The sequence below is a fragment of the Streptomyces sp. M-16 genome, assembly GCF_052114405.1.
Lineage (GTDB): Bacteria > Actinomycetota > Actinomycetes > Streptomycetales > Streptomycetaceae > Streptomyces.
The window spans coordinates 23,607-44,817 of the sequence record NZ_JBFRER010000045.1 but is presented as its reverse complement, the minus strand read 5'-3'; the positions used below and the strand labels follow the sequence as shown (position 1 = coordinate 44,817).

At 73.5% G+C, this 21,211-nt stretch carries 19 protein-coding genes and 2 pseudogenes; 9 read left to right on the top strand and 12 right to left on the bottom strand.

The features are described from left to right. The first annotated feature begins 37 nt into the window (after nucleotides 1-37). The gene (locus AB4039_RS21190; protein WP_442271482.1) at nucleotides 38-499 is read left to right on the top strand and encodes a universal stress protein; all 462 of its coding nucleotides are present in this window, start codon (nucleotides 38-40) and stop codon (nucleotides 497-499) included. Between the two features lie 109 nt (nucleotides 500-608). On the opposite strand, the gene AB4039_RS21185 is transcribed toward AB4039_RS21190, so the two are convergent. Next, the gene (locus AB4039_RS21185) at nucleotides 609-1,814 is read right to left on the bottom strand and encodes a CapA family protein (protein WP_266845718.1); all 1,206 of its coding nucleotides are present in this window, start codon (nucleotides 1,812-1,814) and stop codon (nucleotides 609-611) included. A 267-nt stretch (nucleotides 1,815-2,081) separates the two neighbouring features. Between AB4039_RS21185 and AB4039_RS21180 the strand changes: the two genes are divergently transcribed. Next, nucleotides 2,082-2,615 carry a sigma-70 family RNA polymerase sigma factor gene (locus AB4039_RS21180; protein ID WP_266845720.1) on the top strand — a complete coding sequence of 178 codons (534 nt, stop codon included), beginning with the start codon at nucleotides 2,082-2,084 and terminating at the stop codon, nucleotides 2,613-2,615. A 255-nt stretch (nucleotides 2,616-2,870) separates the two neighbouring features. Further along, complete coding sequence (locus AB4039_RS21175; protein WP_266845878.1) at nucleotides 2,871-3,335, top strand: hypothetical protein; 465 nt, start codon at nucleotides 2,871-2,873, stop codon at nucleotides 3,333-3,335. A gap of 86 nt (nucleotides 3,336-3,421) precedes the next feature. Here AB4039_RS21175 and AB4039_RS21170 read toward each other — a convergent pair whose 3' ends face one another. The 4 genes from AB4039_RS21170 to AB4039_RS21155 form a co-directional block, all read right to left on the bottom strand. Beyond that, a complete protein-coding gene (locus AB4039_RS21170) occupies nucleotides 3,422-3,835 on the bottom strand; it encodes a hypothetical protein (protein WP_266845721.1) in 414 nt (137 codons plus the stop codon). 27 nt (nucleotides 3,836-3,862) lie between these two features. Next, nucleotides 3,863-4,723: an Fpg/Nei family DNA glycosylase gene (locus AB4039_RS21165; protein ID WP_442271481.1), complete on the bottom strand. Its 861-nt coding sequence runs from the start codon at nucleotides 4,721-4,723 to the stop codon at nucleotides 3,863-3,865. Nucleotides 4,724-4,787: 64 nt separating this feature from the next. Continuing rightward, nucleotides 4,788-6,848 carry a SpoIIE family protein phosphatase gene (locus AB4039_RS21160; protein ID WP_442271489.1) on the bottom strand — a complete coding sequence of 687 codons (2,061 nt, stop codon included), beginning with the start codon at nucleotides 6,846-6,848 and terminating at the stop codon, nucleotides 4,788-4,790. Nucleotides 6,849-6,855: 7 nt separating this feature from the next. Beyond that, nucleotides 6,856-8,577, bottom strand: coding sequence for a DUF6777 domain-containing protein (locus tag AB4039_RS21155; protein ID WP_442271480.1), 1,722 nt, complete (start codon nucleotides 8,575-8,577; stop codon nucleotides 6,856-6,858). 152 nt (nucleotides 8,578-8,729) lie between these two features. Between AB4039_RS21155 and AB4039_RS21150 the strand changes: the two genes are divergently transcribed. From AB4039_RS21150 to AB4039_RS21140, 3 genes are read left to right on the top strand one after another with little or no spacing between them, the layout of a single operon-like run. After that, on the top strand, nucleotides 8,730-9,629 hold the full coding sequence (locus tag AB4039_RS21150; RefSeq protein ID WP_442271479.1) for a YndJ family protein: 900 nt from the start codon (nucleotides 8,730-8,732) through the stop codon (nucleotides 9,627-9,629). 25 nt (nucleotides 9,630-9,654) lie between these two features. Then, nucleotides 9,655-10,191 (top strand): DUF1990 domain-containing protein, encoded by a 537-nt coding sequence (locus tag AB4039_RS21145; RefSeq protein WP_266845726.1) that lies wholly within the window; start codon nucleotides 9,655-9,657, stop codon nucleotides 10,189-10,191. An 11-nt stretch (nucleotides 10,192-10,202) separates the two neighbouring features. Next, the gene (locus tag AB4039_RS21140) at nucleotides 10,203-11,642 is read left to right on the top strand and encodes a lipase maturation factor family protein (protein WP_442271478.1); all 1,440 of its coding nucleotides are present in this window, start codon (nucleotides 10,203-10,205) and stop codon (nucleotides 11,640-11,642) included. On the opposite strand, the gene AB4039_RS21135 is transcribed toward AB4039_RS21140, so the two are convergent. Both AB4039_RS21135 and AB4039_RS21130 read right to left on the bottom strand, forming a co-directional pair. After that, nucleotides 11,628-12,611, bottom strand: coding sequence for an NAD-dependent epimerase/dehydratase family protein (locus AB4039_RS21135; RefSeq protein ID WP_266845728.1), 984 nt, complete (start codon nucleotides 12,609-12,611; stop codon nucleotides 11,628-11,630). The genes AB4039_RS21140 and AB4039_RS21135 overlap by 15 nt on opposite strands. Nucleotides 12,612-12,785: 174 nt before the next feature. Beyond that, nucleotides 12,786-12,956, bottom strand: a complete 171-nt coding sequence (locus tag AB4039_RS21130; RefSeq protein ID WP_266845892.1) for a hypothetical protein — start codon at nucleotides 12,954-12,956, stop codon at nucleotides 12,786-12,788. Between the two features lie 331 nt (nucleotides 12,957-13,287). On the opposite strand from AB4039_RS21130, the gene AB4039_RS21125 reads away from it, so the two are divergent. Beyond that, the gene (locus tag AB4039_RS21125; protein ID WP_442271488.1) at nucleotides 13,288-13,677 is read left to right on the top strand and encodes a hypothetical protein; all 390 of its coding nucleotides are present in this window, start codon (nucleotides 13,288-13,290) and stop codon (nucleotides 13,675-13,677) included. Between the two features lie 93 nt (nucleotides 13,678-13,770). On the opposite strand, the gene AB4039_RS21120 is transcribed toward AB4039_RS21125, so the two are convergent. Next, entirely contained in the window at nucleotides 13,771-15,246 is a 1,476-nt protein-coding gene (locus AB4039_RS21120) for an SDR family NAD(P)-dependent oxidoreductase (protein WP_442271477.1), read from the bottom strand. A 300-nt stretch (nucleotides 15,247-15,546) separates the two neighbouring features. Between AB4039_RS21120 and AB4039_RS21115 the strand changes: the two are divergent. Next, nucleotides 15,547-16,320 (top strand): annotated as a pseudogene (locus AB4039_RS21115) (DMT family transporter); the annotation flags it as partial. Between the two features lie 99 nt (nucleotides 16,321-16,419). Here AB4039_RS21115 and AB4039_RS21110 read toward each other — a convergent pair. The 4 genes from AB4039_RS21110 to panD form a co-directional block, all read right to left on the bottom strand. After that, a complete protein-coding gene (locus AB4039_RS21110) occupies nucleotides 16,420-17,823 on the bottom strand; it encodes a peptidoglycan DD-metalloendopeptidase family protein (RefSeq protein WP_442271476.1) in 1,404 nt (467 codons plus the stop codon). A 472-nt stretch (nucleotides 17,824-18,295) separates the two neighbouring features. After that, complete coding sequence (locus tag AB4039_RS21105; RefSeq protein WP_442271475.1) at nucleotides 18,296-18,946, bottom strand: aspartate/glutamate racemase family protein; 651 nt, start codon at nucleotides 18,944-18,946, stop codon at nucleotides 18,296-18,298. Beyond that, nucleotides 18,940-19,281: a GNAT family N-acetyltransferase gene (locus AB4039_RS21100; RefSeq protein ID WP_266845733.1), complete on the bottom strand. Its 342-nt coding sequence runs from the start codon at nucleotides 19,279-19,281 to the stop codon at nucleotides 18,940-18,942. Before AB4039_RS21100 ends, AB4039_RS21105 begins: the two co-directional genes overlap by 7 nt. A 14-nt stretch (nucleotides 19,282-19,295) precedes the next feature. Then, complete coding sequence (gene panD, locus AB4039_RS21095) at nucleotides 19,296-19,715, bottom strand: aspartate 1-decarboxylase (RefSeq protein WP_266845734.1); 420 nt, start codon at nucleotides 19,713-19,715, stop codon at nucleotides 19,296-19,298. A gap of 261 nt (nucleotides 19,716-19,976) precedes the next feature. Between panD and AB4039_RS21090 the strand changes: the two are divergent. Continuing rightward, a pseudogene (locus tag AB4039_RS21090) lies at nucleotides 19,977-20,671 on the top strand (IS5 family transposase); the annotation flags it as partial. Between the last annotated feature and the right edge of the window lie 540 nt (nucleotides 20,672-21,211).

The window sequence follows — 21,211 nt, the reverse complement described above, 5'->3', positions numbered from 1 at the left end:
CGCCGGTCCGCTCGCCGAACCCCATAGTCTCGGGAGGGTGACGGAGCATGTGAACACGGGTTTCGAGCGCGGTACGGACGGTCCGAAGGTGATCCTCGCCGGGATCGACGGATCGGAGTCCTCGCTCCGGGCCGCGGCCTACGCGGCGGGGCTGGCCCGGCGGCAGAACGCGCTGCTGGCGCTGGTCTACGTCCAGCCGGTGATGGCCGCCGGCGCCTCAGTCGGGGCGCCGGTGGGAGAGGCGACCGGGGAGATCGCGGAGGGCATCATCGCCGAGGTCCGCGCCTCCGCGGAGCGCCTCAAGGGGATCTTCGAGGTCCGCTGGCAGTTCCACACCTTCCGCGGCGACCCGTACCAGGGGCTCGTGGGCGCCGCCGAGGAACTGGAGGCGGACGCGGTGGTGGTCGGCGCGTCGGAACGGGCCGGCCACCGCATCGTCGGCTCGGTGGCGGTGCGGCTGGTCAAGGCGGGACGGTGGCCGGTGACGGTGGTGCCGTAAGGCGTCGGCTCGCCGGTGGTGCGAGGGGCGCGGGCGGTACGTCCAGTGCGGGCGGTGCCGGCGGGGCGGGCGGTACGTCCGGCGCGGACGGCCGCCGCGGGCCGGCGCGTCAGCGGGCGCGCGTGAGGCCGTCCTTGGCCGCGCCCCGGCTCAGGACGGCCTCGGTGACGGCCTCCTGCGCGGTCTCGTACTCGCTCTGTCCGGGTTCCTCGGCGAGGGCGGCCGGGAGGTTGACGATCCGCCCGCTGGAGAGGTCCATCATCTGGGGGATGAACTCGGCCTTGGTGACCTGCCAGCGCCCGCCGGGCGCGGTGGGCGGAGCGAAGGTGAAACGGCCGATGGAGCCGTAGTTGCCGCGCATGTCACGCGCGCCGGAGTAGTTGAACATCTCCCCGGCGACCTGGTCGCCCATCCCGTAGACGATCCAGGTGCCGCCGACCTTCTCGTAGGCCTGCGGGATGTGGGCGTGCGTGCCCAGGATCATGTCCACGTCGGGGCGGCCGCCGGTCTGCGAGGCGGTCAGGGTCTTGCCGAGCGAGAGCTGCGTCCCGTCCGGTTCGGTCTGCCATTCCGTGCCCCAGTGCAGGCTGACCAGCACCACGTCCGCGCCCGCCTTCCGGGCGAGCCGGGCGTCGGCGATGATCTTGTCGGGCTCCATCAGGTTGACCGCCCACGGCTGCCCGTCGGGCATCGGGTAGCCGTTGGTGTCGTAGGTGTACGCGAGGTGCGCGACCTTGGCCGAGCCCGCGGTGTAGAAGGTGGTCCGGGCCGCCTCCGCCGCCGTGCGCGCGGAGCCCGCGTGGCCGAGGCCGACCTTGTCGAAGCGGTCCAGGGTGCGCTTCAGCCCGTCGGCGCCGTCGTCGAGGGTGTGGTTCGAGGCGGTGGAGCAGCCGTCGTAGCCCGCGTCCTTGAGTGCGTCGGCCACCGCGGGCGGGGAGACGAAGGCGGGGTAGCCGCTGAAGGGTCCGCCGTCCTCGCCGTAGATGGTCTCCATGTGGCACAGGGCCAGGTCGGCCGCCGAGACCACCGGTTTGACGCCGGAGAACATGGGCCGGAAGTCGTACCCGTCGCCGCCCGCGTCGGCCGCCGCACGGTGGATGATCGAGGTGTGCGGCAGCACGTCGCCGCTCGCGACCAGGGTGAAGCCCTTGGCTCCGCCGGGCGCGGTGGGCCCGGTGCTGCCCTTCAGGGCTCCGGCGGGCCGGGAGCCGAGGCGCGCGGGGGCGGGTTCCTTGCCGGTGGAGCAGCCGGCCGCAGCAGCGGAGAGGAGGAGGGCCGACAGCAGGGCCGCGGCCTGCCGGGTGCATTTGGTCATCTATCCCAGCCTTCATTCATAGGACTGTCGGATAATCCGAAATCCATAAGAGAAGGCTGCTCAAGTCAAGGACCGGCACCGTCCGGCGACGCTTTCCCACCCCTACGGCCCAGGGCCGTTCGCCGTGCCGTTCGACCGTTCGTCGCCCGCCACGGCCGCCCACCGGACGACCCGGGTGCTTGGGCGCAACGGCGTCACCGGACGGTTCCCGGTGGGCTCCGCGCAGGTCAGGGTGAGGACAACCCAGCGGACCGGAAGGAGCCACTCGTGCCGCCCACCCCCACTCTCCACCGCACGGAACCCGAGGCGCTCGCCGAACTCCAGCGCGAACACGGGCGGGCCCTGTTCGGTTTCCTGCTCGGCCTGACGGCAGGAGACGCTCAGCGCGCCGAGGACCTCGTCCAGGAGACCCTCGTACGGGTCTGGCAGCACCCGGAAGTGCTCCACACCGGGCACGAGTCCATGCGGCCCTGGCTGTTCACCGTCGCGCGCCGGCTGGCGATCGACGCGCGCCGGGCCCGGCTGTCCCGGCCGCAGGAGGTGGACCCCGACGGGCTGGAGCAGGCGCCCGCGCCCGAGGACGCGGTGTCGGGCTCGGTCACCGCGATCGATGTCCGGCGGGCGGTCGGCAGCCTGGGGCAGGAGCACCGGGACGTGCTGCTGCAGGTCTACTTCCGGGACCGCTCCGTGGCGGAGGCGGCTGCGGAGCTCGGCATTCCGGCCGGAACGGTCAAATCCCGTACGCACTACGCCCTGCGCGCCCTGCGCAAGGGGCTCCAGGGGTACGGACTGGGCGCCTGAGCCGGGGGCTCGGGACACCGGAACGCTCGGGGGCCGCTGGAGAAACACTCAGGGAACGCCCTCCAGGCACACGAACCGGACACGGACCGCATCGATATCGGCACCAGTCCGTTCAAGTTGAGTAAACATCCCCCGCTCCGCGAGTCCGCCGGTGAAGGCTCGGGGTGACGACGGGACGCTCAACGCGCGGGAGAAGGTGGAACGGTGCAGCCCGAGGGTTTGAACGGCACCAGTGACGGCGGACTGGCAGTGCCCATGGCGTGGCTCTACGCGGAGTACATCGCCGACGAGCTGCTGCGCACGGGACGCCTGATCCCGGTGAGCACACTGGAGTTCCGTGCCGGACGGGACACGCTCGCGCTGACGATCTACCTCTCGGACGCGGCCGGTGAGCTCTCCGGGATCCGGGTGGTCTCGCAGCTGGAGGAGTGGCTCTCGCTGACGGCGTACGGGCACCCGTGGCGCGACTGGGTCCACACCAGGTTCCTCGCGCTGGGCGAGGAGGCCCGGGAGCGCGGCCGCGGCGACGACCCCGACCTGGAACTGGCGCGGGCGGCGTGGCGCTGGCTGGACCGCACCGAGCTGTTCGCCACGAACCTCGACCCGGGCCGCCTCGGACACCCCGACACCTCGGCGGGCCTGGACGAGAACGCCCGCGTCTGGACCCCGGCCTGGCAGCTGGGCCTGCCCCTGGGCCACCTCGCGATGCACCTGTTCTGAGCCCGCTCCCGAGGCCCCGGGGCCGGCCCGCGTCGGCGGACACCGGCACCGCCGGTGGCGGCGGCGGGTGGAACGAGTGGAACCGCTCAGTGCGCGGTCCGCCGGCCGGCCGTGGGCGGGGGTTCCGCCGGGTCGGTGACCAGGCCGGTGAAGGCGGCCTCGTTGCGCTCCGCCCGGGCCACGTACCAGCGGGCGATCAGCCACATCACCGGGTAGGCCACCAGGCCGAGCGCGACCCAGACCACCGGGCCCGCGACCGTCCGGGGCAGCAGGAAGCCGAGCGGCAGCAGGCCGAGGAGCAGGGCCAGCAGGGTCAGGGCCACCAGCCCGGCGCGGAGCTGGCTGCGCATCAGGGCCCGCACGTAGGTGGCGCCCAGGGTGGTCTGCTCGGAGATCTCCGAGCGCGCCGGGGTGTGCGCGGGAGGCCTGCGGCGCGTGCCCCGGGGAACCCCCGTGACGATTTCGCGCCGGGGCTGCGGCCGCTGCTGGTCCTGAGCCATGGTGCCGGAGTCTACGCAGCGGGCGGGCTATTTGAGGAGACGCGAGAGCCTGCGGTCGGCGAGCGGCTTGCCTCCGGTCTGGCAGGTGGGGCAGTACTGGAGCGAGGAGTCGGCGAAGGACACCGAGCGGATGGTGTCCCCGCACACCGGGCACGGTTCCCCCGCCCGGCCGTGGACCCGCAGACCGCTCTTCTTCTCGGCCTTGAGCTGCCCGGCGGCCACGCCGTGCGCCCGCTCGACGGCCGCGCGGAGCGTGTCCCCGACCGCCCCGTAGAGGTGGGTGACCTGGTCCTCGTCGAAGGAGGAGGCCAGTTTGAAGGGGGAGACGCGGGCCGCGTGCAGGATCTCGTCGCTGTAGGCGTTGCCGATGCCCGCGATGACGCCCTGGTCACGCAGCACGCCCTTGATCTGCCGGCGCTCCCCCGCCAGGAGCGCGGCGAAGGAGTCCCGGTCGAAGCCCTCGGCGAGCGGGTCGGGGCCGAGCCGGGCGATGCCCGGGACCTCGCGGGGGTCGCGCACGACGTACGCGGCGAGGCGCTTTTGGGTGCCCGCCTCGGTGAGGTCGAAGCCACCGCCGTCCTCCAGTTCGACGCGGAGCGCGAGCGGCCCCTTGCCGGGACCGGGCGGCCGGGCCGGCAGGGTGTCGTGCCAGCGCAGCCAGCCGGCCCTGGCCAGGTGGGTGACCAGGTGGAGGTCGCCGATACCGAGGGCGAGGAACTTGCCGTACCGGGCGACGGGTCCGGCCCGCCGGCCTTCGAGGGCGCTGAGCGGGGGATCGTAGGTCTTGAGCACGCTGACGGCGAGCGGGAGGACGCGTCGCACCACCCGCCCGGCGAGGCGTTCGTCGAGGAAGCCCCGCAGGGCCTCGACCTCCGGAAGCTCGGGCATCCTCCCAGCCTGCCTCCGCCCGCGGCGGAGCGCGAACCGATGGGCCGGGCCGGGCCGGCCCGGGTCAGTCCACCACGAACTCGCACCAGACGCACTTGCCGCTGCCGCGCGGCTCCACTCCCCAGACGTCCGCCAGCCGGTCGATCAGCATCAGGCCCCGCCCCGAGACTCCCGAGTCCCCGGCCTCGCGGCGGCGCGGGAGGGCGCTGGAGCGGTCCTCCACCTCCACCCGCAGCCGCCGCTGGGTGCCGGCCAGGACGCGCAGGGTCACGATCGCGGGGCCGTCCGTGTGCATCAGGGCGTTCACGATCAGTTCGTCGGCGACCAGTTCGATCTCGTCGGCCCGGCCCCGCGCGCCCCACGCCCGCACGGCCGCGCCGATCATGTGCCGGGCGGCGACGAGCGCCTCGGGGTCCCCGGGGGCCACGTGCTGCTGGAGCCGGCCGCCGCCCTGCGGGACGTCCTCGCCCCGGCGTCGGAGCAGGATCAGGGCCATGTCGTCGTCGCCCCGGTCGTCGACGACCTCGCACAGCCTGTCGGCGAGCAGCTGGAGGTCGCCCGGCCCGCCGCGCACCAGGTCGGTGAGGAAGCGGATGCCGTCGTCCAGGTCTGCGCCGGGCTGCTCCACCAGTCCGTCGGTGCACATCAGGAGCGTCTCTCCCGGATCCAGTTCCACCGTGGTGACCGGGTACTCCAGGCGGCCGAACTCGACGGACAGCCCGAGCGGCAGCCCGCCCTCCACCGGCAGCCGGCGGCAGTCGCCGTCCCGGGTGCGCAGCAGCGGGTCGATGTGGCCGGCGCGCACGATCTGCAGGACCCCGGTGGTCAGGTCGGCCTCGGCGTAGGTGCAGGTGGCGAAGCGGTCGGTGTCGAGTTCGTGCAGGAAGACCGAGGCGCGGGCCATCACGGTGGCCGGGGAGTGCCCTTCGGCGGCGTAGGCGCGCAGCACGATGCGCAGTTGTCCCATCACGGCCGCCGCGTGGGTGTCGTGTCCCTGGACGTCGCCGATGACGGCGCCGACGCGGCCTCCCGGCAGCGGGATGACGTCGTACCAGTCCCCGCCGATGTCCTGGCCCATCCGGGCGGACCGGTAGCGGACGGCGATCTGCGCTCCGGGGACGGAGGGGATCCGGCGGGGCAGCATCGCCTGCTGGAGGCCTTCGGCGAGGTCGTGCTCCTGTTCGAGCAGCATCGCGCGCTGGAGGCTCTGGGCGATGCTGCTGCCGAGTGCGACCAGCAGGTTGCGTTCGTCCTGGGTGAAGCCGTCCTTGTCCTGGTAGAGGAGGCCGATCGCGCCGATGGGCCGGGCCTGGGCGATGAGCGGCAGGTAGGCGGCGGCCGAGATGTCCATCGAGGAGATCCGCGACCAGAGGCCGGGGTAGCCCTCGGCGAACTCGTCCGCCGAGTCGAGGAAGCGCGGCTGGAGCGAGCGCACGACCTCGCTCATCGGGTACTGCTCGTCGATGCGCGTGTAGCGGGTGCCGGGGACGAAGCTCCCGGGCGGGCCTTCCGCCACCAGGTGGATCCGGCCCGCCTCGACGAGCCCCATGACCATGCCCATCGAGCCGAGCCGTTCCAGACCGTGGGCGTCGCCGAGGGCGTCGATGACGTCCTTGACGGTGCGGGCGTGGGCGAGGGCGGCGGTGGTGCTCTCGACCACGGAGGTCTGGCGGCGGCGTTCGTCGTCGAGGCCGAGGCGCTCGGCCGAGTGGCTGAGCTCCTCGGTCGCGTCGCGGACGATGCCGATGATCCGGTACGGGCGGCCGTCGTCGTCGCGCATGACGCGCCCCTGGGTGTGGGTCCAGCGGAGCCGGCCGTCGTGGCAGCGGATGCGGAAGTAGGCGCCGTAGCTGTCGAGCCCGCTCTTGAGGGCACTGGAGACGAGGGCGTCCAGCCGGGCGCCCTCGGCGGGCGGGAGGCGGTGGCCCAGTGACTCGGGCCGCCCGTCGTACGCGTCGGAGGTCGTGTCGAAGACGTCGAGGGCGGCCGCGTCCAGGTGCATGAGCCCGGTGACCAGGTCCCAGTCGAAACTGCCCATCCGGTTCAGTGAGAGCGACCGGTCCGGCTGTGCGGGCCAGTCCTCCGGTGGAGATGCGGTGCTCGACACCGGTCCACCATGACACAGGGGTCGGTCAGGCGCTCTCCAGATTGAGGGCGGAGTCGGTGGGCGTCCGCTGCTGGTCCGGGAATCCGAAGGGGTCGGCCGGATCGGTGGGCACGGCCGGGTCGTGCGTCTGCACGTCGTCCGGGGGGAGGGGCACCCCGGGGTCGGCGGGGGGCCGGACGGGCTGGGCGGGCAGGTCCTGGAACGGGTCCGGCGGGAGGGCGCCTTCGCCGGGCCGGTCGGCGGGTACGTCGGCGGGGGGCTTCTGCGGGGTGGCGGGCGCGTCCGGGGCGCTGTCGGCGGCCCGGCCGGGGGCGCACGGGGTCGCGGAGGGGGCGGCGGGGTCCGCCGGGTCCCCGGGGGCGGCGGGCATTCCCGGGGGCCCGGCGGGCGAGCCGAGGGGCGGGGCCGTCTCGTCGAGGGGGCCGGCGGGCAGGTCCAGGGGCGGCGCCATCTCGTTCAGCGGCGGCGCCGTCTCGTTCAAGGGAGGCGCTGTTTCGTTCAGGGGCGGTGCTGTTTCGTTCAAGGGAGGCGCCGTCTCGTTCAAGGGGGGTGCCGTCTCGTTCAGCGGCGGCGTCGTCTCGTTCAGGGGCCCGGCCGACGGGCCGAGGAGGGGCGCCGGGGCGTTCACGGGTCCGGCGGGCAGGTCCAGCGGGGGCGCCGTCTCGTCCAGCGGGGGCGCCTGCTCGTCCAGGGGCCCGGCGAGCGGGCCGGTGGGGGCGGCCGGCTCACCGGGAGGGCCGGCGGGCGGACCGCCCTGGAGGTCGGAGGTCCCGGAGGGCGGCGGCCCGGAAGGGGTGCCGGGCGGGGGCGCGGACGGAGGGGCGGGCGGGGTCTTCGGGGGGGTGGTCCGGGCGAGGCTGTTCGGGTCCGGGCCGGCGCAGGGGTCGGAGGGATCGGGCGGGGTCGCGGGTCCGTTCGGGATGCCCTCGGCCGGATCGTAGGGGGGCAGCACCCGGGGGACCTTGTCCTGGGCGCCGTCGTCGCCCGTCTTGCGTTCGATCCAGGTGTTGTCGGCGATGTTCACGATCACCAGGCTCTTGATCGCCTGGGCCGTCGGCTCGATGACGATGACCTGGTTGGGCTGGTAGCCGTTCCACTGGTCGCCCTTGAGCACCGGACTCCCCTTCGCCCCGAGCGGCGCGGCCAGCGGGTTCCCGCAGGCGCAGCGGACGCGGGGCATGCCGTGGGCGTCGACGAGGACGGCCGTGCCGGCCTGGAGGACGGCCTGGTAGCCGTCGGCCCGGCCGTCGCGGAAGGCGTGGTTGGTGATCCGGGTGTCCGCGCGCAGGACCACCGGGGTGAGTCCGCGCAGGAATTCGGGGATCTTCTCCCGTTCGACGCCGGCGACCTCGGCGAAGGCGCGGGACTTGGCGTCGTCCGCGGTCAGGAGGGTGACCTGGCGTTCGACGTCGCAGCTGCCGAGCCGGTTCGTCCCGCCGTACAGGCCGGGGGTGGCGGCGCCGACCGTACGGATGCCACGGCCGCTCGCGTTGGGCAGCGGCGGCTGGACGGGCGCCGACTCGGCGGTGGCCGACGAAGGGGTGAAGGGGTCGGGGCCGGGGGCGCCGACGGGCTGGAGGGCGAGCTCCATCCGGTCGGCGGCGGCGCCCTTGGTCTGTTCGGGGCCCGAACCCGAGCAGCCGGCGGCGAGGAGGCCGACGACCGCCAAGAGGGCCGCGCAGGCCGGTACGTGACGGCGCGGCGCCTGACGGTGTGTCGGTGCGGGCACGTCGTTCGCGTCGTTCACGCTGCTCTCCCTTTTCGCCCCGGTTGCTCCTCTCTTGTCTGCCGCATCTCTCCCGACACCGCAACCGGAGCGCCCGTCAGATCGTATTGAACATGTTCAATGAAAAGCGTAGGGTCACGACCGTGAGTTGAACGCGTTCAAAGGAGGGGGCCTTGACCGTCCTCGTGAACCTGATCGTCGCCCTGGGGATGGGCTGCGCCGTCCCCCTGGGCCTGCGCCTGATCGACCCGGTCGGGCTGCGCCGCGCGGCCCGGCTGTGGCCCCTCGCGGCCGTGCCGGGGGCGCTGTGCCCGTGGCTCCCGCGCGGCCCGGCGGCCACGGCCCTCGCCGCGCTCTACGCGGCGGCCGCCCTGGCCCTCGCCCGCACGGCCGGGGCCCGGCTGTGGCAGGTGCTCGCCCGGACCCCGCCCGGGGGCGGGCGGCTGCCGGACCCGGCCGAGGCGGCCGTGCTCACCGCCCTGGTCTCGCCCTCGGTCGCCGCGACCGCCCTGGTCGCCGAGCGGGCCGGGTACCGGCTCTTCGGCTTCGACCTGGACGTCCTGGCGCTGACCGTCCCGCACTTCCACTTCGCCGGGTTCACCGCCGCCCTGGTCGCCGGCCTGGTGTGCCGCTCCTCGGGGGCGCGGCGCGGGGCGCGCTGGGCCGCGTACAGCGTCCCGGCGGGGACCCTGCTGGTCCTGCTCGGCTACTTCGTCGACGACTGGGCCGAACTGCTGGGCGCGGTGGTGCTGACCACGGGGATGTGGGCGGTGGCCCTGGTGACCTGGCGGGACCTGCGGCCCGCCGCGCGGGAGCGGACCACCGCGACGCTGCTGGCCGTGTCGGCGGCGGTCCTCGTGGTCACGATGCTGCTCGCCCTGTGGTGGGCGGCGGGCGAGGCCACCGGGATCGTGCACCCCACCCTGACCTGGATGGCCGCCACGCACGGGCTGGGCAACGCGCTCGGTTTCGCCCTGTGCTCCCTGCTGGCGTGGCGCCGGCTGACCGCCACGCCCCCCGCGCCCGCCGCCCCACCCGTCGCCCTCGCGGCGGCGCCCGCACCCCGCCCCTGATGTCCGATCGAACGGAGAACACGCCATGACCCGCCTCATCAGCGCCGGCCGGGACACCGTCAACTACCCCGACCGGGGCGCGACGGCCCGCCGGCCCCTGCCCGCCGGATACCACCACCTGCACCACCGCACCCGGATCGGTCAGGGCCGGACCGTCTTCGAAGCCGCCGGGACCGCGGTCACGACCTTCCGCGCCCACCGGGCCTCGGGCGTTCGCGTCCGTACGCCCGGCGGCGGCGCCGTCCGGCCCGGTCTGCGCGCGGAGGTGGGGATCGGCCTGGGACCCCTGCGGATCACCGCCCCCTGCCAGGTGATCTGGACCGCGTACGAGCCCACCCGCACCGGCTTCGCGTACGGCACCCTGCCCGGGCACCCCGAATGCGGGGAGGAGTCCTTCCTCGTGGAGATCGACGCCGACGGCGCGGTGTGGTTCACGGTCACCGCCTTCAGCCGCCCGGACCGCTGGTACACCCGGCTCGCGGGTCCCGTGGTCCCCCTCCTCCAGCACGGCTACGCGCGGTGGCTGGGCCGCCACCTGCGCGCCCTGGCCTCCGGCGCCTGATACTGGAGGGGATGGACTGGTTCACGGCGCCCGGATACTGGCTGGGCCGGCTGGTCTTCCAGCGGGCCCTGGCGGGCGTCTACGTCTTCGCGTTCGTCGGGGCCGCCCTGCAGTTCCGGGCCCTGATCGGGGCGCGCGGCATGCTGCCCGTCCCGGACTACCTGCGCTACGTGCCCTTCCGCCACGCCCCGAGCCTGTTCCAACTGCGCTACTCCGACGGACTCTTCGCCGGCTGCGCCTGGGCCGGGGCGGCCCTCGCGGCGGCGCTGGCCGCGGGCGCGGGCGACCTCGTGCCGCTGGGCGCGGCCATGGGGATGTGGACGGTGCTGTGGCTGCTCTACCTGTCGATCGTCAACGTGGGGCAGACCTGGTACTCCTTCGGCTGGGAGTCCCTGCTGCTGGAGGTCGGGTTCCTGGCCGTCTTCCTCGGCAACGCCCGGACCGGGCCGCCCGTGCTGGTGCTGTGGCTGCTGCGGTGGGTGCTGTTCCGGGTGGAATTCGGCGCCGGGCTGATCAAGATGCGCGGCGACGCCTGCTGGCGCAAGCTCACCTGCCTCTACCACCATCACGAGACGCAGCCGATGCCCGGGCCGCTCAGCTGGTTCTTCCACCGCCTGCCGCGCCCCGTCCACCGGGTGGAGTGCGCGGCGAACCACGTGACCCAACTGGTCTTCCCGGTGCTGCTGTTCACGCCGCAGCCGGTGGCCTCGTACGCGGCGTGCGTCATGGTGGCCACCCAGCTGTGGCTGGTGCTGTCGGGCAACTTCGCCTGGCTGAACTGGCTGACGATCACGCTCGCGCTGCCGGCCGTCGACTTCACCGCGCTCGCCGGTCCCCCGCCCGCCGCCGCGTCGGGCGGGGCCCCGGTCTGGTACGTCGTCCTCGTCTGCGCGGTGACGGCGCTGGTCCTGGCGCTCAGCCGGCATCCGGTGGCCAACATGATCTCGCCGCGCCAGGTGATGAACCGGTCCTTCGACCCGCTCCACCTGGTCAACACCTACGGGGCGTTCGGCACGGTCGGGCGGATCCGCGACGAGGTCGTGGTCGAGGGGACCGCCGACGCGGTGCCCCGCGAGGACGGCGCCTGGCGGGAGTACGGCTTCAAGGGCAAGCCGGGCGATCCGCTGCGGATACCGCGCCAGTTCGCGCCGTACCACCTGCGGCTGGACTGGCTGATGTGGTTCGCGGCCCTGTCCCCCGGCTACGCCCGGGACTGGTTCGGGCCGTTCGTCGAGCGGCTGCTGGCGGGCGACCGGGACACGCTGCGGCTGATCCGCCACAACCCCTTCCCGGACGCCCCGCCGCGGTTCGTGCGGGCCCGGCTCTACCGGTACCGGTTCACCACCTGGCGGGAGCTCCGCGAGACCGGCGCCTGGTGGCGCCGCACGCCGGTGCGCGAGTACCTGCCGCCGACCCGGCTCGCCGGAGCCCGCGCCTCAGAGCCCGAGTAGGTCCGCCTCCCGCTCCGCGGAGATGCCCGGCGCGGGCCGGTCGGAACGCTGGGGGGCGACACCGCCGAGGGAGCGGAGCCAGGCCCAGGTGTCGGCGGCCGTCTCCTCGACGGGGCGGCACTCCAGGCCCGTTTCCAGGGCCCGGGTGGCGTCGCCGCCGAACATGTGGGCGTGGGCTTCGCCCTCCGGGAGCCAGACGGGCAGTTCGGTCCACGGCTGGATCCCGGCCGCCTCGATCACGGCCTCGTCGGTCCAGTGCGGCTCCAGGGGTACGCCGGTGGCGGCGGCGCAGGCCTCCAGGAGGCTGCCCATGGTGGCGTGGCCGAGCGGGGAGATCAGGTCGTAGGCGCCGCCGTGGCCGGCTTCCGCCGCGTCCAGGGTCCAGCGCGCGAGGTCGCGCACGTCGATGTACTGGAGCGGGAGTCCGGGGCGTCCGGGGGCGAGGAGGGGGCCGCCGCGCGCGACCCGGTTCAGCCACCAGGGCAGCCGGCCGACGTTCTCGTACGGACCGAGGATCAGCCCGGCGCGCACGAGCAGCGCGCGCTCCCCGAAGGCGTCCACGGCCGCGATCTCGGCGCCCCTCTTGTCCTCGGCGTAGGCGACGGAGTCCGCGTCGGGCGATCCCTCGACCAGCGGGCCGTCCTGGCCGGGACCCGCGGTCGCGGGGTAGGCGTAGACCGAACGGGTGGAGACGTACACGTACCGGCCGACCCGGCCGGCCAGCAGGCGGGCGCTGTCGCGGACCGCGGTGGGGGCACCGCCCCAGGTGTCGACGACCAGGTCCCACTCCCCCTCGGCGAGGGAGTCCAGGCCGCCGGGGAGCGTACGGTCCCCGTGGAGGGCGGAGGTTCCCGGCGGGGGCGCGTGGTGCCCCCGGTGGAAGACGGTCACCTCCCAGCCGCGCTCCAGGGCGTCTTCGGTGATCGCGCGCCCGACGAATTCGGTCCCGCCCAGCATCAGTAGCTTCATGGGTGCGACCTTGCCGGGGCGGACCCGCCGGGGGAAGGGATGATCGCCCGCAGCGATGACGCTCACGGCGTAGGCCGGACGGGAACCCCGCACGGACGGCGGAAACGCGGAGCCGCCCCGCGACGTGGCGCGCCCCCGTCACCCTCGGGTGCGGGGGCGCGTCGGGCTCCGGCCCTAGTCGATGCCGGGCAGGATGTGCGGTTCCGCCAGGTCGTCCTCGTAGCCGGCCAGCCGGATGGGTGCGGAGCGGGCCCAGACTTCAAGGCTGCCGAGTTCGTCGGACCGCGCGCTCGCCCTCCATCCCGTGCGCTCCATGGTCGGGTCGGTCTTGGTCATCTCAGTCACCGCGCACTCCCTTGTGTCGCGTAACCCGGCGGGCTCGTCGCGCGCCGGAATAGGGATATAGAAGGTCTTCCGGACGCGGTGGCGCCATGGTGGAGCGGGGCCCGGGTGAGGCTCCTTGCGCTTCAGGGTACACATATGAGCGGGGGCCCGCTCGATGGAACGGTAAAATCCGCGCTGGACCGCTTGTTTTCTCCCCGAGTTCAGGAAGTCGCCCACCGGCGTGTCCGCCGGGACTGATCTGCTCGGGTGCGGAGGCACGCGAGCGGCGACGACAGAGGGAGTCACGGTGGCGAGGTCAGGAGTACCCGCGTTCGGCAGTGTCGACGAGCTGATGGACCTTCTGCACGCCCATCACGAGGCCCCGGACGCTTCCGACCGCGACCTCGGACTACAGACTGCGGCGCTCCTGCGCCGCTCGCATCCGTTCGACAAGGAACTCCAAGTGGCCGGACTGCTCCACGGCCTGGGGCGGCTGCTGCCCCGGGAGGGCGGCTCGGGGGCGCCCGCGGACCCGGACGGGCGCACTGCGGAGGCGGTCCGTCCGCTGCTGGGCGACCGCGTGGCCCGGCTCCTGCGCCCGCCCGCCCCGGGCGCCGAGCCGGAGGCGGAGACACTGCGCCAGGCGGCCCGTGCGGGCCGGGCGGCGGGGCTGGACGCCGGGGTGATGGAGGACTGGCGCCCGGTGCTCGAACTCGTCGCGGCCGGGGCCTACCAACTCTGAGGCGCGATGCGCCCGAACGGGTGAGGAGGGGGTCGACGGCCCGTGCCGTCCACCCCCTCCTCACCCCGTACCGCCGCGAACGCGGCGGCGGTCCTACCAATTGGCGGGCGCGTAGTCCTTCAGGAAGACTCCGAAGAGGTCCTCGCCGGCCTCGCCCCGGACGACCGGGTCGTAGACGCGGGCCGCGCCGTCCACCAGGTCGAGGGGCGCGTGGAAGCCCTCCTCGGCCAGGCGCAGCTTGTCGAAGTGCGGGCGCTCGTCGGTGATCCAGCCGGTGTCGACCGAGGTCATGAGGATGCGGTCGGTCTGGAACATCTCCTGGCCGCTGGTCCGCGTCACCATGTTCATCGCCGCCTTGGCGGCGTTGGTGTTCGGGTGCCCCGCGCCCTTGTAGCCGCGGCTGAAGACGCCTTCCATCGCGGAGACGTTGACCACGTACGCACGCCCGCTGGACGCCTTCCGGGCAGCCTCGGCCATCGCCGGCCGCAGCGCGCTGATCAGGATGAACGGCGAGGTGTAGTTGCACAGCTGGGTTTCCAGCAGCTCCACCGGGGAGATCTGGTCGATGGTCTGCACCCAGGTGTTGGAATCGACGACGTCGGGCAGCAGGCCGCCCGCGTCGATGGCCGTGCCGGCGAGGTGCCGCTCCAGGCTGGCGTTGCCCGCGACCAGGGCCAGGTCGGCGACTTTCTGCGCCTCCAGTCCGCTCACGCCGACGGGCAGCGCCGCCAGGCCGTCGACCGCGCCGGAGTTGAAGGCGCCGATGACGTGGTGGGCGGGGAGCTCGCCGGCCGGCAGCGGGGCGCTCTCGCCCTCGACCAGCGCGGCGTACGCGGTGGGCAGGCGGCGCACGGTCTGCGTCGCGTTGTTGATCAGGATGTCCAGTGGACCGGCAGCGGCCACCTGCTCGGCGAGCGCGACGGACTGGGCCGGGTCGCGCAGGTCGATGCCGACGACCTCCAGGCGGTGCATCCAGTCCGCGGAGTCCTCCATCGCCTTGAAGCGGCGGATGGCGTCCTTGGGGAAACGGGTGGTGATCGTGGTGTGGGCGCCGTCGCGCAGCAGCCGCAGGGCGATGTACATGCCGATCTTGGCCCGGCCGCCGGTGAGCAGCGCGCGCTTGCCGGTCAGATCGGCGCGGGCCTCCCGCCTGGTCCGGTTCTCGACGGCGCACTCCGGGCAGAGCTGGTGGTAGAAGTAGTCGACCTCGACGTACCGCGTCTTGCAGACGTAGCAGGAGCGCGGGCGCTGGAGTATTCCGGCGATCCGGCCGGCTTCGGTGACCGAGGAGGGCAGGATGCCCTCGGTCTCGTCGTCGATGCGCTCGGCGGAGCCGGTCGCGGTCGCCTCGGTGACGGCCCTGTCGTTGGCGGTCTTGGCGGCGCGGCGCTCCTGGCGGCGGCGCTGCTTGACCGTGCGGTAGAGGCCGGCGGTGGCGCGGCGTACGGTGATGGCGTCGGGGTGGTCGACGTCGATCTTGTCGAGTTCGTCGAGCACGCTGAGGCAGAGGGCCAGCCGCTCGGGGTCGATGCCCGGCCCGTATGCGTGGTTGTCTTCGGTCACCGTCATGGCCGCTGCCGTTCCCTGTTCGCTCGTCCGCGTCCGCCTGCTGCGGAGGTCCCAAAACCGCCACTGTACGGAGCCGACACGCCCGGGACCAAACCCGTATCCGTGCGCCTCACCGACCGCGAGCCCCCTGTCACGGTATGGATGGGTTCGTGACGCTCCGTACGCTCCACGACACGGCCGCCGCCGGGGGGCACGGAGGGGCGCCCGTTCGCGACGGACCCCCGCCGGAAACCGGTAGGTACTCCTTCCGGTGTATGCCAGGAGGATGACTCGCTCGCCGATCAAGGAGCCCGTGGGCGGATGAAGAGCAGCCCCGGGTGGGGCATCGTGGAATGCATGAGCGCCCTGGCCCTGTCGGTCCTCCTCTGCCTGGTCTCCGCCGTTGCGTACGCGAGCGGTGCGATCGTCCAGGAGCACGTCGCGGCGAGCTCGCCGGACGGCTCCTACGCACCGCTGCGCCGGGCCGGCTGGTGGGCGGCGGTCGCCCTGAACGGGCTCGGCGCCCTGCTGCACGTACTGGCGCTCGCGTACGGGCCGCTGAGCCTGGTCCAGCCGCTGGGTGCGCTGACCATCGTCTTCGCCCTCCCGATGGCGGCCGTCTTCGTGGGACGCCGGGCGGGCGCGGCGGCCTGGCGCGGGGCCGTCCTGGCCACCGTCGGCCTGGCCGGGCTCCTCGCCCTGACCGGCGGGGACGCCGCGGGCCGGGAGGCCCTGGCCGGCACGGAACGGACCCTGCTGCTGTCGGTGACGGCGGGCGGCGCGGCGGTGCTGATCATGGCGGCCCGGCGGGCGCACCGGGCGGTGCTGCGCAGCGTGCTGCTGGCGGCGGCCGCGGGTACGGCCTTCGGGATGGCCTCCGTGTTCACGAAGTCGGTCGCGGAGGGCTTCGAGGCGGGCGCGTCGGCCGGGCTGTGGCCGGACCTGGCGGCGATCGCCGTACTGGCGGCCGGCGGCCTGCTGCTCTCGCAGGCCGCCTACCGGGGTGCCGGGCTGACCGCGCCGCTGGCCACGGTGACCGTCGTCAATCCGGCGGTGGCCGCGGCGGTGGGCATCTCCTTGTTCGACGAGGGCTTCCGCTACGGCACCGCGGGCGCCGTGGCCGCGCTGGCGAGCGCCGTGGTGGCGGCGGCGGGCCTGGTGCTGCTCACGGCCGTGCCGCCGCACGTGCGGGGGTCAGATGCCGACGCCCTTGCCACGGAGGTACTTGAGCGGGTCGATGTCGGAGCCGTAGCCGGGGGCGGTGCGCATCTCGAAGTGCAGGTGGGGCCCGCTGGTGTTGCCGGTCGAGCCGGAGCGGCCGATCCGCTGGCCGCCGGAGACCTGCTGCCCGGCCTTGACGCCGAGCGCGGAGAGGTGGGCGTACTGGGAGTACCGGCCGTCGGCGTGCTTGATGACGACCTGGTACCCGTAGGCTCCCGCCCAGCCCGCCGACTCCACCGTGCCCGCTCCCACGGCCTTGATGCTGGTGCCGGTCGGCACCGGGAAGTCGACGCCCGTGTGGTAGCCGCTGGACCAGGAGGACCCCGCGACGTGGTAAGCCGTTCCGAGGGCGGCGTCGACAGGGGCGGTGAAGCCGCCCGAGGCGGGCTTCTGCTCCGCTGAGGGCTTGGCGGCCGGCTTCTCGGCAGGTTTCTCCGCCGGCTTCTCGGCGGGCTTCTCGGCAGGTTTCTCCGCCGGCTTCTCGGTGGGCTTGGCGGCGGGCTTCTCCGTCGGCTTCTCCACCGGTTTGGCCTGGCCGGCGGGCTCCACGGGTTTGACCGGCTCGGCGGTGCGCGGCGGCTTCTCCGGGTTCTGCGGGGGCGGCGCCACGGGAGCGGTGGTCACCCGGAGCGTGAGCCGCTGCCCCGGGAAGATCATGTCGGGGTTGCCGCCGACGGTGCTCCGGTTGGTCTCGTAGAGGGCCTGCCAGCCGCCCTCGACGTGCTGCTGGACGGCGATCGTGGAGAGCGAGTCCCCGGGCGCGACGACGTACGGGTTCGGCAGGACGGAGGTCCCGGTCGGGCGGGGCATGACGACGGGCGTCCCGGTGGTGGCCTTGGTCGCCTGGAGCCGGTCCATCGGCGCCTGCGTCCGCGCGGGCTCGGGCCGGGCCGGCTCGGGCTGTGCGGACCCGGCCTGGGCCGTCTTGGCCTGGTCCGTCTTGGCCTGGGACTGCGCCGGCTTGGGCGACGCCGGCCCCGCGGTGGCGGGCGCCGGACCGCTGCGGCTGAGTCCGGACTGCGGGCCGCAGACGGGCCAGGCCTGCGGGCCCTGCCCCCTGAGCACCTTCTCCGCGACCGCGATCTGCTGGTCCTTGGTCGCCAGGTCGGCGCGTGCGGCGAAGGCGGTGCCGCCGAATTCCCGCCAAGTGCTCTGGCTGAACTGGAGGCCGCCGAAGTAGCCGTTGCCGGTGTCGATCTTCCAGTCGCCGGTCGCCTCGCACTCGGCGACCTTGTTCCAGGTGTCCACGGAGGCGGCGTGCGCGGCCCCCGCCCCGATGAGCGGGAGCGCGATGCCCGCGCCACCCGCGGTGACGGCGAGCGAGGCCCGGTTGATGCTGCTCGGCTGGTACCGGCGATGCCGGCCCCGTACACCCATGGGAGCCCCCTTGAAGACATCAGGAACCGCACAACCTAACGCCGCCCCACATCGCTGACAAGGGCCACAACCGGCCGCCGTGCGGCTGGAGTTGGGCGCATGTCGAACAGTGGGACGGCGTTCGCGCGGACTGACGTACGGGTTCACCCGCCCGAGGGGGCGCGGCCCGCCGGGTCCCTCAGCCGAGCGGGCCCGGCTGGGGGACCGGAGCGGGTCCGGGTGGCGCGGGCACCGGATCGGGCTCGGGGAACGGCGCCGGAACCGGCGGCACCGGCCGCGGCACGGGCTCGGGCTCCGGGAGCGGCGGGAAGGGCGCCGGAACCGGGTCGGGCTCGGGCGGCGGGGGCTGCGTCTGCTCTGCTTTTCGCTCCATGAGTCCCACTTTCCCCCGATCCCTTCCGTCATGCCCCCGGACACGGCGGTGCCCCCGGCGGCCGTCTCCGCCGGGGGCACCGCCCAGCGCGGGTGCCGGTCAGGCCGGGGCTGCGGGGGCGGTGTCCGCTCCGGGCAGCCGCAGGGCCGCGGCCAGGCCGGGTCCGGGGCTGGAGAGGACGGGTACGCGGGTACGGGCCGACCGGGCGGCGTCGGCCATGGAGGCCTGGGCCAGGACGATGACGTCGGCGTCCGTGACGGCGTCCACCGCCTCGGCCACCGCCGCGAGGTGCCCGGAGGTGTCCCCGGCCGCGAAGAGCTCCCAGGCCCCCTCGACGAACCGCGTACGGACCGACACCGGTCGACCGGCGGCCTCCTCGGCCAGTAGGTCCGCGGTCGGCGCGAAGGTCGACTCGACGGTGGCCAGTACGGCGATCCGCGGGCCCCTACGGACGGCCTCGGCCGCCATGGGCCGGTCCACCCTGAGCACCGGGACGCCGAGGGAGGGCCCCAGGGCCTCCGCGACGGCCCCGAGGGTCGAGCAGGTGACCAGCACCGGCCCGTCCGCGTCCCCGAGCAGCCCGCGCAGGTCCTCGGCCACCGACTCCGGGCCGTCGGCGCGGGCCCGCTCCAGCAGCTCCGGGTGCACCAGGTGCCGCAGTGCGGCTCCCGGGTGGTCCCGGTCGCGCAGCGCGTCGAAGACCGGGACGTGCGCCGCGGAGGTGTGGAGCAGCGTCAGCCCCGTCACCACTGGTCGGAGTCGGCGTCCAGCTGCGCCTTCGCGGCCTCCACGAGACCGGCCGGGGCCACGGGCGCCCGGTCGGGGTGCTTGGCGGCCCAGCTCGCCGCGTAGGGGCAGAGCGGGACGACCGGCACGCCCTCGGCGGCGGCGATCCCGTAGAAGGTCCGCACCAGCTCCCCGGCGATCCCGCGGCCCTCGTGGCCCGGCTCGACCACCGTGTGGACCGCGACCAGCGCGTGCGGCTCGGCGCCGAGGACGAAGTAGGCGATGAACCCGACCACCGCCCCGTCCTCGACGGCCAGCAGCCGCCCGGCCTTCCGCTCGTCCAGCAGTTCGATCGCCATGTACCCGACTCCCCTCAGACAGCAACCGCGTGGGGGCTGCGCTCCTGGTCCGTGCCCGGCACCGGGGCGGACGGGTCCGACCCCAGCTCGATGATCCTGTTGTCCGCGTCCACGTGGACGACGCGGGGAGAGAACGCCCGCGCCTGCGCGTCCTCGATCTGCGCGTAGCTGATCAGGATGACCAGGTCCCCGGGGTGCACCAGGTGCGCGGCGGCCCCGTTGATCCCGATGACACCCGAACCGCGCTCGCCCTCGATGACGTACGTCTCCAGCCGCGCACCGTTCGTGATGTCGACGATGTGCACGAGCTCCCCCGGCAGCAGGTCGGCCGCGTCGAGGAGATCGGCGTCGATCGTCACGGAACCGACGTAGTGCAGGTCGGCCTGGGTGACGGTGGCCCGATGGATCTTGGACTTGAACATGGTGCGCAGCATTTTGAACTCCTAGAAGACGGCTCCCTGCCAGCTTTCTGCAGGTCAAGGGCGCTATGCACTCTACACGGACGCTCGCCGAGACGAAGGTAGAAAGGAACATCGACCCCCTCTGCCGAGAAGGCTCGCAGCCYGCGCTTCTGCGCCAACCAGGCTGTTGTGACACCGCCGACCAGGCGTCACATCGGACAGCCCCTCTGAACGCTCAGGGACTGATGCTGATCGGATGCTGACTTACCTGACAATGCATCAGGCCACGAGGGCGCGCTGTTCGCCGCGATCATCTACGTGCTGGTCAGCGGGTGCGCCTGGCGGGCCCTGCCACCCTGCTTCGGGATATCGAAGTCGACGGCCCACCGCCGCTTCCTGATCTGGTCGAGGGCCGGGTTGTGGGGCCGGCTGCACGAGGAGATCCTGCACCGCCTCGACGACGCCGGCCTCCTCGACCTCTCCCGCGCCGTCCTCGACTCCGCCCATGTCCGCGCTTAAAAGGGGTGAACTCACAGTTCCGAGCCCCGTGGACCGGGGCAAGCCGGGTTCCAAGATGCACGTCCCGTCGGACGCGAACGGACTGCCCCTCCTCGTCGGTCTCTCGGCCGCCAACACCCACGACAGCCTTGCGCTGAAGCCCATGATCTTGGGTCACCAAACGAGACACACGACCCCCACTGCGGCCGCCACTTCAAACCGCAGCGTCTGCATGCCGACAAGGCCTACGACATTCCTCACCTGCGCAAATGGCTACACGGGAAGCGGATCGGCGTCCGTATCGCCCGCAAAGGCATCGACTCCTCCGAGCGGCTGGGTCGGCGCCGTTGGGTGATCGAACGGACCATGTCCTGGCTGACCGGATACCGCCGACTCAACCACCGCTGCGAACGCCACCCCCGCAACCACCTGGCCTCGGCCTCGCCGCAGCCCTCAGCTGCTACGAACGCCTCCTCCGCCTCACCACATAGGACACGCTCTTACGAGGGTGTCGTGGTCGGTCTCCTCCGCAGTGAGGTGCGCGGCCGCCGCCAGGGTGCACACCACGCACATCTGAGAAACCGCAGGCCAAAGGCTCTTTGCGGGCAGGCTCATGGATCGCGCGCCCTCGACCTGATAGGTCCCAGGAAACAGGTTTATCCAAAATAGGTAGAAGGAAACCGCAGGTCAGAGCCTCGTGAGCCTGACTCCGTCAGGCGAATGGTGCGCGTTATGAGCACTATGTACGGAATCGTGACGCTGGTTTTCTGCTCGGGACCGGGTGCTTCCACCGCAACGCCGACTGTGAGGCCGGGGGTGACCGACCCGATGCGGGATCATCAGGTGAGGACGAAGGCCTCTTCGCCGCAAACCGTCCTCACCCGGATCCCCGCGATGGCGCTAAGCCAGCATTTGCAACCGACCCTCTGGGACGCGCTGCACACCGTGGGGCCGGGTCCCGTCCCTCACTCCCCGTCCCGACCGAAAGGGCGGACGGCCACCGTGCTCTGTGGCCGCTGCACGTGATGACG

Excerpts from the sequence above, each read along its gene's own strand:
- AB4039_RS21175 (WP_266845878.1), top strand. The coding sequence starts at position 2,871 with ATGGCGTGGCTCTACGCGGAGTACATCGCCGACGAGCTGCTGCGCACG.
- AB4039_RS21110 (WP_442271476.1), bottom strand. The coding sequence starts at position 17,823 with ATGGGTGTACGGGGCCGGCATCGCCGGTACCAGCCGAGCAGCATCAAC.
- AB4039_RS21165 (WP_442271481.1), bottom strand. The coding sequence starts at position 4,723 with ATGCCCGAGCTTCCGGAGGTCGAGGCCCTGCGGGGCTTCCTCGACGAA.
- AB4039_RS21140 (WP_442271478.1), top strand. The coding sequence starts at position 10,203 with ATGGACTGGTTCACGGCGCCCGGATACTGGCTGGGCCGGCTGGTCTTC.
- AB4039_RS21135 (WP_266845728.1), bottom strand. The coding sequence starts at position 12,611 with ATGAAGCTACTGATGCTGGGCGGGACCGAATTCGTCGGGCGCGCGATC.
- AB4039_RS21125 (WP_442271488.1), top strand. The coding sequence starts at position 13,288 with ATGGACCTTCTGCACGCCCATCACGAGGCCCCGGACGCTTCCGACCGC.
- AB4039_RS21100 (WP_266845733.1), bottom strand. The coding sequence starts at position 19,281 with ATGGCGATCGAACTGCTGGACGAGCGGAAGGCCGGGCGGCTGCTGGCC.
- AB4039_RS21170 (WP_266845721.1), bottom strand. The coding sequence starts at position 3,835 with ATGGCTCAGGACCAGCAGCGGCCGCAGCCCCGGCGCGAAATCGTCACG.
- AB4039_RS21145 (WP_266845726.1), top strand. The coding sequence starts at position 9,655 with ATGACCCGCCTCATCAGCGCCGGCCGGGACACCGTCAACTACCCCGAC.
- panD (WP_266845734.1), bottom strand. The coding sequence starts at position 19,715 with ATGCTGCGCACCATGTTCAAGTCCAAGATCCATCGGGCCACCGTCACC.
- AB4039_RS21185 (WP_266845718.1), bottom strand. The coding sequence starts at position 1,814 with ATGACCAAATGCACCCGGCAGGCCGCGGCCCTGCTGTCGGCCCTCCTC.
- AB4039_RS21120 (WP_442271477.1), bottom strand. The coding sequence starts at position 15,246 with ATGACGGTGACCGAAGACAACCACGCATACGGGCCGGGCATCGACCCC.